This window comes from Vibrio sp. PID23_8 (assembly GCF_003584965.1).
GTDB lineage: Bacteria > Pseudomonadota > Gammaproteobacteria > Enterobacterales > Vibrionaceae > Vibrio.
Map to the genome: position 1 here is coordinate 1 of NZ_LIXE01000019.1, position 13,331 is coordinate 13,331.

Consider the following 13,331-nt stretch of genomic DNA (forward strand, 5'->3'; position numbering starts at 1 on the left):
AACATTAAACGCCGACATGGTTCCAATAATCAGTTGTCGCCAGTAGAGTATGAAAAGCAATATGAAATCAAGTTAAAGAGTGTCTACTGATTTGGTGGCTATTCACTCTATACTTTCTTCCACTCTTGTTCGTCTTGGTTAAGATGCCGCCAATATCACTAGGTGCCGAATCTGACGTTTGGTCACACAGAAAAACCACACTGAATTTTCGTAATAAAACCACACATCTTGTTGACAGCCATCACACTTAGGTGCAAATTAGCCACATATCACACACTAAGATAAGAAAATACATGAACTCTAAAGTAATGACGGAAAAAAACAACGAGACTCTAGTAAAACCTTCTCTTCTAGGCGAGATGCAATTTTTCGCTAAACTAACTCTTGCCATGACTGCAATCGTAATACTAGTTTCATCAGCTTGGTTCTAATCTTTTAGAATTTAAGCCCGATAGAAAGTGTGTAGGGCGGTGTCAATTGAGCCTCTTATACATACTACCTTCCTAAAAAGATGCCATTGCAATAGATTATAGATTGACGACCCGTTCTCTTATCTGCCGTTGAGAGTAAAGAGACATAAGTAATATACCAAGTAGGCCATTGGGAAGAACATCACCATTTTATAATCAAGTTCAAAGACTTCTTTGTATCGTGGTATCAAAGAGTGACTACAAACAATGATTATGCCCCTAATAAAGAATATCAACGAAAACAGCAGAGGTGTGTCATTTATAGAACACATCTTTAGAGATATTTCTCTACCTAGCGAAAAATAAATGAGAAAATAAAAAGCAGAAGTTACCTCCTGCTCTTCCTCTCAACAAGTAATGGTGTTTGTCTTAGCGTTAAAGATCTAAACCAGATTTATTAGCAATACGTTTAAGGGTTGATTTTGCCTGTTTGATATCTTCTAGCCAATTGTCATTCTGCGCCCACATCTCAATCACCAGCGGAGAACTGTAGTCTATCTCTGCTAATGTCTTAAAAATGGCTGCGAAATCTACCTGACCTTCACCAATAACCAGATCACGGAACTGCCCTTGACACGTTTCCGACACTCGCAGAGTGTCCTTCAAGTGGACTTGAACTAGATGATCACGACTCAGTTTTAACTCGGTACATACATCGTAATTCCACCCTGAGATGTTGCCTACATCTGGGTAAGCCATAAAGTATGGTGATGGAATCTCACGCTTAAGTACTTCAAACTTACTCAATGAGTTAAGGTAAGGCGTATCCATTATCTCAACACCTAACATAATACCTGCACGCTCTGCCATCTTCGTAGCTTCTTTCATGCCTTCAATAAAGCGAGTATGAGTCTCAGCTGATTGTGATTCATAGTAAACGTCGTAGCCTGCCATTTGAATACAGCGAATACCTAGCTTATAAGCAAGAGCGATGGCCTTATCCATGATGACAAAAGATTCCTTGCGCACGGCTTCATCCATTGAACCAAAAGGGAACTTACGGTGGGCACTCAAACACATCGATTGAAAAGGCATCTCGTACTTTTCACAAAGTCTGCGCAATTCATAAATCTCTGCGTCAGACCAATCCAATCGCGCTCGACGTTCTTCAGTTTCATCGACTGAAATTTCAACAAAGTCAAAGCCTAGTTCTTTCGCATAAATGAAACGTTCTTCCCACGTCAGAGAAGTTGGCATTGCCTTCTCGTAAATACCTAATCTGAATTTGTTTTTTGAATCAAACATCTTTATTCCTTAAAAGAGTTGTTGTTCGATACTTTCAGTAACTTTTTTAATTTTCCTTGCTAACTCTTCGTAGCCTAGTGCTTTCATTTTTGGTGTTAGCGAAGAAACACTTACTGCATATACCGGAAATTTATTTTTATCGAAAATAGGCACAGCCACGCATGAAATACCCGCTTCATTCTCTTCATCATCAAGGGCATAACCTTGCTCTTTAATCTGCTCAAGAACCTTGAAAAAGTCTCCTTTATCCAAGATGGTATTTTCGGTTAATGGCTTCATCGTGCTTGCGTTACGTTGCCAGTATGCCTCACGTACTGTCTCTGGACTAAACGCCAAGTAGCACTTACCCGCTGCCGAGCAATACATTGGTGAATGCAAACCAACATAAGTTCGGGTTCTAAATGATGCATCTGCTGGCTCAAATTTATCCTTAAAGATAATGTTGTCAGCATCAAAAGAGAGGAAGTTCACCGTCTGTTTTACATCAAGTAACAGACCTTCAAGGTGAGGTTTAACCGCTCCTGTCACATCAGAGTTTAATGCTGTGTGACCGAGGTGAACGAGTTTCATCGTCAATCGGTACTCCTTACCTGATAGCATTTGAGCCACGTAACCAGAAGCTTCAAACGTTGATAAGATGCGATGAATTGATGACTTATTAAATCCAGTCCCCTCAGAAATTTTTTGCAGCGAAACACCATTAGGGTAATCCCCGAGGAATTCCAATACAGTTAAGGCTTTAGACAGCGATTTAATTTGTTCACTCATATAAGTACTACCAGTGTTTTCCTATTTCTCTGTGGAAGTTATCCGCGATCTCACATCCATTTTCACCAGCCAATGCTCGGCCAGCTATGAAAGATTTTGCAGTAAGGTTCTTAAATAAATGCAGATCTTCTGGAACAATACCACCTGTTATAGATAGTTCAATTCCCAGTTCAGATAAATTTTTCATTTTGGCTAAATCTTCCTTGGTCCAACTTACACCAGCAAGCTCAGCATCACGTGAACGGTGGTAAATTGCTTGAGTAATGCCCATATCAATCCACGCCTTCGCATCTTCTAATGTCCAGTGACCATAAAGCTCGATTTGAACTTCACCACCAAACTCATCGGTCACTTTTTTCGCCGAGCGGATAGTCTCAATATGTGCTGCTGCACTCACTGTTACCCAGTTCGCCCCAGCCTCCATTGCAAGGCGAGTCAAGATAGCACTGGCATCGGTAATTTTCATATCGCATACAATAGTATGATTCGGGTACTTCTCACGCACAACCCGCACACTGTCTACCCCATGGGCAAACGCCAAAATTGTACCGACTTCAATCACATCTAATTTGTCTGCTACCTTTTCAACTGATACGAGTGCAGTTTGAATATCGGTTGCATCAAGTGCCATTTGTAGTAATGGTCTAGACATCACTCTCTTCCTCAAATTGTTTGAATAGCTCTACCAGTCGCTGATAATTTTTGAATTTTTTCTGATAGCGTTGGTAGTTGTCTCTGTTTGGATAAATTCGCTTACTGCCAGTCGCTAGTGTGTCGCTACACTCTTTTAGTGAAGTAAACTCACCTGCACCAACCATAGCCACCATTGCCGCTCCCAAAGAGCCGGTTTCATCAAGACTTGAAACTTCAACAGTCAATCCAGTTAGGTCCGCAAGCATCTGCATCCATACTGGGCTTGATGATGGACCACCAGTAACTTTAAGTACATCCGCCTTAGGGAAACGCTGACGCATACGCTCCAAATGAACGTTATGGCAGAATAGAATACCTTCCCAGATCGCTTGAATCGTATGGCCCTTGGTGTGGTGAGACTGCAAACCATAGAAGCCGGACTTAAGACCAAGACCTGCATTTGAGCCATATAGGAATGGTATAAAGTAGATACTACTGCTTGCTGGCTCTAGGGCTTCGACTAAGGCTTGGTTTTCAGCATGGTTTAGTTCACCGTCTTCACCTAGATAGTCAGCAAACCACTCATAGTTTCCTGCTGAAGTGGGACTAGCTTCATGAATGATATACTCACCATCAACCGCGTAGTGGCCATAGACAAAGTTATGTGATTCCTCTGTTACCTGCTTGGAGATACCAGAGGTTACCGCCCAAGTGCCCATTACATAGTTCAGTGTCTCCTCTGAGGAATTGATTCCAGAGCAGACTGCAGTTGAAACAACATCAAACAGACCACCAAACACTGGTGTGCCCTCACTTAACCCTGTTTCTGCTGCAACTTGTGCTGTGACTTTGCCAGCTTGCTGCTGTGGTGTCACAACAGGAGGCAATGCGTTCCAGATCTCTTCAATGCCAAAAGTCTCAAGCAAAGATTTGTCATATTGCCCAGTAATTGAATTGAAGAAGTTACTCTCCGAAATATTGGTTAACTCTGCCGCAACCTCACCCGTTAGGCGATAACGTAGGTAGTCATGAGACATCAGTACCGCACCAATTTGGTTATAGCGCTCGAAGTCGTTCTCTTTAATCCAACGGATAATAGAGACTGGATGCCCGGTCCAAAGCGTTTGCAGAGTGGTTGGATAGATCTCTTGTGCCTTACCTTCCGCTAGCCACTGTTTAACTATTGGCAATGCACGCGAGTCCGAAGACATAATGCCATAGCCTAGGTTCTTCCCTTGCTTATCAAGTAGATAAACTCCCTTACCTTGAGCTGAAATGCTAAGCCCTTTGATTGCTGTTGGGTCAACCTGTGTTGTGCCAATGAGCTGTTTAATCACCGTCACCGCATTTGACCAAAGTGCGTCTAAGTCTCGCTCAACCCAACCTTGTTTGTCATTAATGACGCTTGCTGAAACACGCGCTAAACCTTGTTGCTCACCCTTTGCGTTGAACAGTGCGGCCTTCATAAACGTACCGCCTGAATCAATACCAATGTAGTAATTCATTATTTCGCTTCCAGTAAATCGTTGTGAATCTTCACCACTAACTTTCGGACTGGCTCACTGTTGCCATCTTCGATGTTGGTGACGTGGACGATATTCGGAGTGAATAGGTAGAACTGGTTCGGTGTCGCTTTAATAAAGTTAAGCTCAACACCTTCAGCCTTGTAAAACTGTAAGTCACGGTGTTCTAGGTATGGCTCCGCATCAATGTGCTCGCCAGTGTCGAAGGACCAAGCCATCGTTTCTGAGCCACGCAGAACAATCTGTAGATCTGAGTGGTACTTATGTACTTCTGGCTGAAAGTTTTCTAAAGGCTCTTTTTCGTATTCTAGAACCACAAACCACACTCGATTCGACTCAAAGCTCGGCAACTCATGACGACCCAGCCCCAAAGATTGAGTATCTAAGCTATTGAGGTATTCAAGGACATTTTGCACAACAACCGGGTATGACTTAGTCATCAGTGTTGGCTGAGTATTTCCAACTAACATATAAATTCTCTTTTCACGAACTTCTACAGCAGCAACTCACGCAGTAAGTTAGCTAGGCTCGTTTCATCATCATTTGATTTTTCTGTTACAAGATTGGCATTCGCTTTCACCGTTTCATCGGCGTTTTGCATCGCAATACCAAGGCCAGCTGCGCTAAGCATCGAAATATCATTATGGTTATCTCCCACTGCAATACACTCCCCTAATGAGATGCCTAGAGGTTGAATATAATCACTAAGTGCATTGCCTTTTGTATTACCAGCGGCTGAGAAGTCAACACGATCAACCCAAGATCGTTCACCATTAAAGTTTTGTTTTACAAATGGAAGATTGGCAAAACTATCAATGTCTCTTCCCTCAACAACAAACTTCCAAACAAATTCTGTTTGTTGCACCTCATGGTGGAAGTCCTCCACTTTCTGAATATTTGGGCGCTTCTCTACAGGGAATGTTTGGGACCATTCTAGCAGCGAATCCATATAGGCAATTGGACGCTTTACTGAATAGAGCATTGCATCACGAGCATACATCACCATTTTCATACCATGCGCTTCAGAGATAGAAATAAACTCAGCGGCATTCTGTTTTGAGATTGAATTTTCATTTACAACAGAGTCTGTTGCGTAATCAAAAACATAAGTGCCGTTACAGCAGATTATTGGCGTTGTCAGCCCCAGCATGTCGTAGTAAGGTTTTGCCGCAATATGATGACGACCCGTGACAATCACGACGTGTGTCTGCCGCGAAATTTCCTCAATGACTTCCACCAAAGTTGGGCCGATGGAATGTGCTGAGTTCAATACTGTTCCATCAAGATCTAACGCCAATAATTTATGCATAGTTGCTGCCTTTATTTCTGACCATAGTAAGAATTAGCACCGTGCTTACGACTATAGTGCTTATCCAGTAGCTCTCGTTGAATAGCAATTTCAGGGTTAATGGCACGAGTCGCGGTTGCCATTGCAGCAATTTCTTCCATTACGACTGCATTGTGTACTGCATCTGTTCCGTCTTTACCCCAAGTAAAAGGGGCATGACCACAAATAATTGCACCAGGCATGGCAGTAGGATCGATATCGCGTTTACTAAACTCTTCTATAATTACAAGACCAGTATTTTTTTCGTAATCGTTACTAATCTCTTCAATTGTTAACTGCCGGGTACATGGTACGTCCCCATAAAAATAATCAGCATGAGTAGTACCTAAGGCCGGGATATCTTTACCTGCTTGGGCCCAAATGGTCGCGTTGCGAGAGTGCGTATGTACGATGCCACCAATACTTGGGAATGCCTTATAGAGTTCGATATGTGTCGCAGTATCGCTTGATGGATTTAAGTGGCCTTCAACATGATTACCCTCGAGATCAATAACTACAATGTCGTCTGTTGTCATAACATCATATTCAACACCAGAAGGCTTTATAGCGATTACACCGCGTTCTCGGTCAATTTCAGAAACATTACCCCAGGTAAACGTAACTAGGCCATACTTAGGTAGTTGCAAGTTTGCTTTTAGCACTCGCTCTTTGAGTTCTTGGTACATAAATGCCTGCCGATATTTTGATAATTTTATTCATGAAGTCGGGTAGAAATTAGGCTACCCCGTAGAAGATACAGGGTGACCTAGTCCGGAACTATTTAGCTGCAACTTTGATCTTGTTGATCATAGTGTCACCATTCTTCTCAATATATGCACTCCATACTGGTTGGATAGCCTTTTGGAATGCGGCACCATCTACGTCACGGTTAACTTTCATACCGTTCGCTTCTAGTTTAGCGATCATCTCATCTTCTTTTTCGATGCTTAGCTTACGTTGCATTGCTACTGCTTCAGTTGCTACTTCTTCAATAACTTTTTGCTCTTCAGCGCTTAGATTATTGAACTTACGTAAGTTCATCGTTAGAACTAGTGGAGAATATGCATGCTGGGTAAGGCTCAGATACTTCTGTACTTCATCAAACTTAAATGACAACGTAACTGAAATTGGGTGATCTTGAGAGTCAACAACCCCTGTCTCTAGAGCAGTGTATAGTTCAGCAACTGGAAGCTGTTGAGGGTTAGCACCAAGTTCATTAAACATATCGTTTAGTGCTTTCGAGCCATTCACGCGCATTTGTAAACCTTTCACATCAGCCGGAACACGAATTGGTTTTTCGTTGTTCGTCATGTTACGGTAGCCATTTTCTGGGTAACCAAGCCCTTTTAAGCCAAACTTCTCAAAGTTTTTCAAAACCTCTTTACCTGGTTCGCCATCAAGGACCTTATAAGCCGTTTCACGATTAGGGAACATGAACGGTAATGTGAAGGCAGCAGACTCAGGCATCATACCGTTGTAGTTATTTAGACCAACCATCGCAAAGTCAACGATACCTGCACGACTGCCATCGATCATTTGCTTATCATTGCCAAGCTGGCCTTGAGGATAGATATTGATCTTAATATCGCCGTTTGTACGAGCTTCAACTTCTTTTTTAAAGAACAGAGACAGATCCTGTTGAAGGTCTGATTCTGGTGCCGCATGAGCCAGTTTCAAAGTCGTTGCAGCAAAAGCGTTTGAGCCCATTGCGATTGTTGATGCTATTACAGTGAGTTTTAGTAGGGTTTTCATTTTTATTTTCTCCATCGAGGGTTAACCAATGACAAATGACATTGGTATAGTGATGATGCTCGGAAAGATGATAAACAACGTGAGCAGAGCTATGTAGGCACCAATGAATGGAAGTACTCCTTTCACCGCCGTTGACATTGGAACTTTAGCGACACCACACACCACATTGAGTACCGTGCCTACAGGAGGCGTAATTAGGCCAATTGAACAGTTAATTACAAACAGCAGGCCAAAATACGTAGGGTCGATGCCGGCCATTTTGATAACAGGCATCAATAAAGGAACAAGAATTAGGATTGTTGGGCTTAAATCCATTACCATGCCAACACACAATACCAGTAGCATGATCACTGCCATAAGTAGACGTGGGCTATCAACCAGTGGGCCTAACATTTCTGCAAGTTGTTGAGGAAGCTGGGCGACGGTAATTAGCCAAGCTGCTACCATTGCACAACCAACCAAGAACATAACCATTGCGGTCGATCTGCCAGCGTTGATTACTATTTCATAGAATTTCTTAATGGTTAGCTCGCGGTAAACAAACGTCGAAATAAAGATTGCGTATACCGCTGCAACAACTGCTGCTTCTGTTGGTGTAAAGATACCGAATCGAATACCAACAATGATGATAATCGGTAGCAATAGTGCCCAAACACCATCTTTCAGTGCTGCACGTTTCTCTATTTTGGTCGCTTTTGGCGATGTATCTAGATTCTCTTTTCGAACCGTCATACGCCAAACAAACATCAACGTTACCCCCATCAACACGCCGGGGACGATACCGCCAAGGAATAGGTTTTTAATTGAAATACCGCCAGCAACACCAACTAAAATCAGTGGAATTGATGGTGGAATAACGGGTGCAATGATACCGCCTGACGCTAGTAGACCCATTGAAGGAGCTTCCGGGTATTTTGCCGCTTTCATCATAGGGTAAAGGATACTAACCAGTGCTGCTGCGTCCGCCACTGCAGAGCCTGATAGACCGGCAAGCAGTACCGAAGTCATGATAGCCACATAGCCTAATCCACCCTGACGGTGACCAACGTAAGTTGTTGCTAGTCGAACAATACGTTGAGATAAACCGCCCGACGCCATTACTTCACCCGCGATTAGGAAGAATGGAATCGCAAGCAATGTAAAGCTGTCTACACCATTAATTAAAGACTGCGCAAGAATGTCTGCACTAAAGAAATCCATCTGAACCATGAGCGCCATTGAAGACAATAGCAACGCAAACGCAACAGGAAGACCAAGTAAGATTGAGACAATCAATACCGATAAGAAAATGGCCAACGTCATTATTCGTTCTCCTCTTCTAGACTATCTAACTGCCAATCCGGCTTGAAGATGCGCACAAAAGCAATCACCCCCATCAATGCACCAGAAACAACACCAGCTAGATAAAATAATGCTGAAGGAAGCCCTGTAAGTTGAGAAATATCTGACCAGTTAGACATCATTTGACGGTAAGAACCTACATAGAGCATGCCAACAGAAATCAGTACAACCACCCAACAAATACGTCTTAGTACAGGTACTGCTTTCGGGAATAATCGTTCAGAAAACTCCGACACAGCAAGGTGTTCACCACGGCGCAGCACCACTGCTGCACCGAGCATTACAACCCATACAAGACCAAGGCGAGATAGTTCTACTGAGGGACGAAGGCCAGAAGAAAAGCCATAGCGCAACACCACGTTGGTGAACACCAGCACGATCATGCAAGTCAAAATGATTGCCATCATCACATCTATGCTTTTCCAAATACTCTTTAGCACACTTTGCATAAAGCTTTCCCCACCTATGGTAAATTACAGAGACGTAATTTGTTCCCAGATACCGTCATTAATTTCGATACCACCGGCTGCTTCATGTTTATCAATGAAGTTTTGGATTTCAGAACCTGCAATCATTACTGAACCTGATTCAGCAGGCTCAGAAGCAAGTACGTAATCACGAATGCGCTTCATCTCTTTTGCGTATTGGCCTTCATCCATTGTCTTGCTTAGGTCGATAGCGATTAGGAATTGAGATACACCAAACTCACCACCCATATCTTCAGTGAGAGCGGGTACTGAGTTACCACCAGTGATGGCTGTAAGCATCATGTCGAGTACGATTGCCATCGAAGAACCTTTCCAGAACCCCATAGGCAGTAGACGCTTGTTTTCCCATAGAACATGTGGGTCTTTGGTTAGCTCACCGTTGTTGTCAAAACCACCAACAACCGGAAGCTCTTTATCTGCTAATACAAAGTTTTGTAGTTGCCCGTATGAGAACTGGCTCATTGAGCAGTCAACAACTACTGGTGGCTCGCCTGCAATTGCCATAATTAGCGGGTTTGAGCCAATGCGGTGATCCTTGCCACCCCACGCAGGCATAACTGCAATTGAGTTAGTAGATGCAATACCAGCAAAACCTTCACGTGCCATTTTTAGGACATAAGCCCCACCTCGCATCCAGTGGTTTGAGTTACGCATACCCACCATGCCGATGCCGTAGTCACTTGCTAGCTCCATTGCACGCTCAGCACAGATAAGACCATTTAGAACACCTGGCCCAAAGTTGCAGTCCCACTGTTCAAGTGCGCCCATGCGGTTCACACACTCAGGTTCCGCATTAAGTTTGATTTGCCCCTTATCGACTTGATCTATGAAAACAGGAAAGCGATTAATGCCATGTGAATAAGTACCTTCATTCGCCATCTCTACAAAGCCAGCAGCAAGTTTAGTTGCCATTTCAGCTTTCATTTCACGGGCTAGTAAGATGCGTTCGTATTCTTGTTGTAGTTTTTCAATTGATACTAGAGGCATTGCCTTTCTCCAAAGATTATTAATTCCGCCATACGGAATTAATAATTGCTTCAATTCCATTTTTTGTCATTATTTCTTACCAAGAAGTTTGACACCATACAAACTTTAATCATAAATGTATGTTTTTAATAGCATTTTTAGAGAAAGTACAAATTGCGACCACAACCGCAAAGTTATTATAATGCGAAACAAAATAAGCACGATTTTTGAACAAATTCACAGATATAATATTGGAAACTTTGTATTTGAGCCCAGAGAGATTCCGTAATACGAAATATAATTGAGATCTTAATTCGCAATACGGAACAAAAATTTCGTAATTACTAATTTAAAAGACTTAAAAAACCTATCGTATACTTCGGATCAGACCGATTAGTCATTTCCGCTGTTTTTCATTCGTCACACCATGACCCGTTGGTTACGCGCTTATGGCTGCGGGTCAGTGGAGCACCACAGTGCTGGGGCATCGTCCTGATAAAGCGACGCTGCCCCAATCGCAACCGCTTAGTTTCCTGCCATGATGGCCGCCCATAACGTTCTTGAGCGCATTTTACGCGGGCTACAGGGTCGTGAGGGCCTGCGTTTAGAACGCTTCACGTGGTGAGTGTCATGCGTACCAGAACGTAAACGTTTCTCGCTTAATCGACAGTCCTTTATTTTTGCTATACTGATTTACTGCCGATATTGTGATTGGTTTGAGAATTGATGCCCCCGGAAATAGGTGATCATCATAGATATTCATCAACCTTTCCAACATTGGTTTTATATGTTTAGGAATGGGCCTGCGGATAGGATTGGCTGTTTTGCTAAGTTCTGGTTCAACTGTCTAGATATCATTGGCCACATCGAAATGTCTTCGTTTAGACGTACGGAGTTCTTAAAATTGATTCCCCCCCGAAAGTGCAATCTCGGGATATCTTCCCTCTTCTCTCAACTCAAGCATCCTTTTATGGATTTGCCTTGCATTTTAAAGAGTGATTATCGGATACTTGCCAATACGAATACGTTTTTTTTGCCGTTAAATCTGCAACGATATTGAAATGTGATGTTTGCTTTGGCGATATTTTCGCAATCAGTCCCTCACCGTCATTCAGTTCTGCTGGGCCGTCATATTCACTTAACTTCGCAATAGCTTTTAACTGGTTGTCTGTGATACTCAAGGTACCCCCTTAGATTTGGACGCAGCATTCACAAAAATCGGACGCACATTTGGACGCAAATGAAAATGTAAAACACTTCAAAACAATAAAAGCCCAGTAAAAAAACAGTACATAAGGCAACGCTAATATACTGATAAAAAAGGACTATTTTGAAGAATAACGAACAAAAAGTGAAAACTATGAACAATTCAGAACAACCGACATTCTTCTTCTTTGACTATGAGACTTGGGGAACCAACCCTGCCAAAGATCGTCCAAGTCAGTTCGCTGGCGTTCGTACCGACGAAAACTTTAATATCATCGGCGAACCGCTCGTGATGTATTGTCGACCACCTGCTGATTATCTCCCTTCACCAGAAGCAGCGCTAATTACGGGAATTACACCACAAAAAGCCATGCAAGAAGGCCTTCCCGAGCCTGAGTTTATTGCCAAAATTCACGCAGAACTTGCAAAGCCGAATACGACCAGTCTGGGCTATAACAGTATCCGCTTCGATGATGAGGTGACTCGCTATACCTGTTACCGCAATTTTATTGATCCGTATGCATGGAGTTGGCAAAACGGTAACTCTCGTTGGGATATGCTTGATGTGATGCGTGCATGTCATGCATTACGCCCTGAAGGTATTGAGTGGCCGGAAAACGATGAAGGGTTCATTAGTTTTAAACTTGAGCACCTATCTGTAGCCAATGGCATTGAACACAGCAACGCTCACGATGCAATGGCAGACGTGATTGCGACGATTGAAATGACCAAGAAGATCAAAGCGGCACAACCTAAGCTGTTTGATTACTTCCTCTCTATGCGTAATAAACGTAAACTGAATGAGTTGGTCGACATCGTAAACATGACGCCATTGATGCACGTTTCAGGCATGCTTGGACGCGAGTGTCAGTACACCAGTTGGATTGTTCCGGTGGCTTGGCACCCAACCAACAACAACGCTGTGATTACCATCGACCTCGCGAAAGATCCACAGCCAATACTTGAGCTTTCGGCCGAAGAGTTACACGAACGTCTTTACACCAAACGCAGTGAGTTAGGTGATTTGCTGCCGGTACCGGTCAAACTTGTGCACCTGAATAAATGCCCGATCCTTGCTCCAGCCAAGACGTTAACCGCGGAAAATGCAGAATCGATCGGTATTGATCGTCAGCAGTGTTTAAACAATCTTGCACTGCTTCGTCAGCACCCAGAAATTCGTGAAAAACTCATTAGTCTATTTGCGACTGAACGTGCATTCGATAAGAGCGATGACGTGGATACGCAGTTGTACGATGGATTCTTCTCCCCTGCAGATCGCGCGGCCATGGACATTATTCGCGAAACCGATCCAAATAACCTTGCCGCGTTGAATATCGAGTTTGACGATAAACGCATCAAGCCGCTGTTATTCCGCTATCGTGCACGCCATTACTCAAACACGCTAGATGAACAAGAGCAAAGATGCTGGGCACAACATTGCCGTGAGGTGTTTGAAAGTCAAATTGAAGAGTACATGCTGAATTTAGAAAACTTAGTTCACGAACATGAAAGTGATGAAAAAAAGATAGCGATACTAAAATCTGTGTATCGCTATATAGAGAGTTTAGCCTCATAACTTTCTCCTTAATTCCAGCGCACCTTCGGGTGTGCT

General features: G+C 43.0%; 13 protein-coding genes. 1 reads left to right on the forward strand and 12 read right to left on the reverse strand.

Features of this window, described 5'->3' with window-relative positions:
• Nucleotides 1-845 precede the first annotated feature (845 nt).
• From AK966_RS18535 to AK966_RS20240, 12 genes are all read right to left on the reverse strand, one after another.
• Nucleotides 846-1,715, reverse strand: a complete 870-nt coding sequence (locus AK966_RS18535; RefSeq protein ID WP_099078102.1) for an L-ribulose-5-phosphate 3-epimerase — start codon at nucleotides 1,713-1,715, stop codon at nucleotides 846-848.
• 9 nt (nucleotides 1,716-1,724) lie between these two features.
• Nucleotides 1,725-2,483: an IclR family transcriptional regulator gene (locus AK966_RS18540; RefSeq protein ID WP_099078103.1), complete on the reverse strand. Its 759-nt coding sequence runs from the start codon at nucleotides 2,481-2,483 to the stop codon at nucleotides 1,725-1,727.
• Nucleotides 2,484-2,490: 7 nt separating this feature from the next.
• The gene (locus AK966_RS18545; RefSeq protein ID WP_119464678.1) at nucleotides 2,491-3,135 is read right to left on the reverse strand and encodes a 3-keto-L-gulonate-6-phosphate decarboxylase UlaD; all 645 of its coding nucleotides are present in this window, start codon (nucleotides 3,133-3,135) and stop codon (nucleotides 2,491-2,493) included.
• Nucleotides 3,128-4,621: an FGGY-family carbohydrate kinase gene (locus tag AK966_RS18550; RefSeq protein ID WP_119464679.1), complete on the reverse strand. Its 1,494-nt coding sequence runs from the start codon at nucleotides 4,619-4,621 to the stop codon at nucleotides 3,128-3,130. Before AK966_RS18550 ends, AK966_RS18545 begins: the two co-directional genes overlap by 8 nt.
• Nucleotides 4,621-5,109, reverse strand: a complete 489-nt coding sequence (locus AK966_RS18555; protein WP_119464680.1) for a YhcH/YjgK/YiaL family protein — start codon at nucleotides 5,107-5,109, stop codon at nucleotides 4,621-4,623. The genes AK966_RS18550 and AK966_RS18555 overlap by 1 nt, the downstream gene beginning before the upstream one ends.
• Before the next feature lie 23 nt (nucleotides 5,110-5,132).
• Complete coding sequence (locus tag AK966_RS18560; RefSeq protein WP_099078107.1) at nucleotides 5,133-5,948, reverse strand: Cof-type HAD-IIB family hydrolase; 816 nt, start codon at nucleotides 5,946-5,948, stop codon at nucleotides 5,133-5,135.
• Between the two features lie 11 nt (nucleotides 5,949-5,959).
• Nucleotides 5,960-6,652: an L-ribulose-5-phosphate 4-epimerase gene (locus tag AK966_RS18565; RefSeq protein ID WP_099078108.1), complete on the reverse strand. Its 693-nt coding sequence runs from the start codon at nucleotides 6,650-6,652 to the stop codon at nucleotides 5,960-5,962.
• A 91-nt stretch (nucleotides 6,653-6,743) separates the two neighbouring features.
• Nucleotides 6,744-7,718, reverse strand: coding sequence for a DctP family TRAP transporter solute-binding subunit (locus AK966_RS18570; RefSeq protein ID WP_099078109.1), 975 nt, complete (start codon nucleotides 7,716-7,718; stop codon nucleotides 6,744-6,746).
• A gap of 21 nt (nucleotides 7,719-7,739) precedes the next feature.
• Nucleotides 7,740-9,020 carry a TRAP transporter large permease subunit gene (locus AK966_RS18575; protein WP_119464681.1) on the reverse strand — a complete coding sequence of 427 codons (1,281 nt, stop codon included), beginning with the start codon at nucleotides 9,018-9,020 and terminating at the stop codon, nucleotides 7,740-7,742.
• Nucleotides 9,020-9,508 carry a TRAP transporter small permease gene (locus AK966_RS18580; RefSeq protein WP_099078111.1) on the reverse strand — a complete coding sequence of 163 codons (489 nt, stop codon included), beginning with the start codon at nucleotides 9,506-9,508 and terminating at the stop codon, nucleotides 9,020-9,022. Before AK966_RS18580 ends, AK966_RS18575 begins: the two co-directional genes overlap by 1 nt.
• 24 nt (nucleotides 9,509-9,532) lie before the next feature.
• Nucleotides 9,533-10,534 carry a 3-dehydro-L-gulonate 2-dehydrogenase gene (yiaK, locus tag AK966_RS18585; RefSeq protein WP_099078112.1) on the reverse strand — a complete coding sequence of 334 codons (1,002 nt, stop codon included), beginning with the start codon at nucleotides 10,532-10,534 and terminating at the stop codon, nucleotides 9,533-9,535.
• Between the two features lie 947 nt (nucleotides 10,535-11,481).
• Entirely contained in the window at nucleotides 11,482-11,694 is a 213-nt protein-coding gene (locus AK966_RS20240) for a hypothetical protein (protein WP_253252649.1), read from the reverse strand.
• Nucleotides 11,695-11,873: 179 nt separating this feature from the next.
• Here AK966_RS20240 and sbcB point away from each other — a divergent pair, with 179 nt between their 5' ends.
• On the forward strand, nucleotides 11,874-13,295 hold the full coding sequence (gene sbcB / locus AK966_RS18595; RefSeq protein WP_099078113.1) for an exodeoxyribonuclease I: 1,422 nt from the start codon (nucleotides 11,874-11,876) through the stop codon (nucleotides 13,293-13,295).
• The last annotated feature ends 36 nt before the right edge of the window (nucleotides 13,296-13,331 follow it).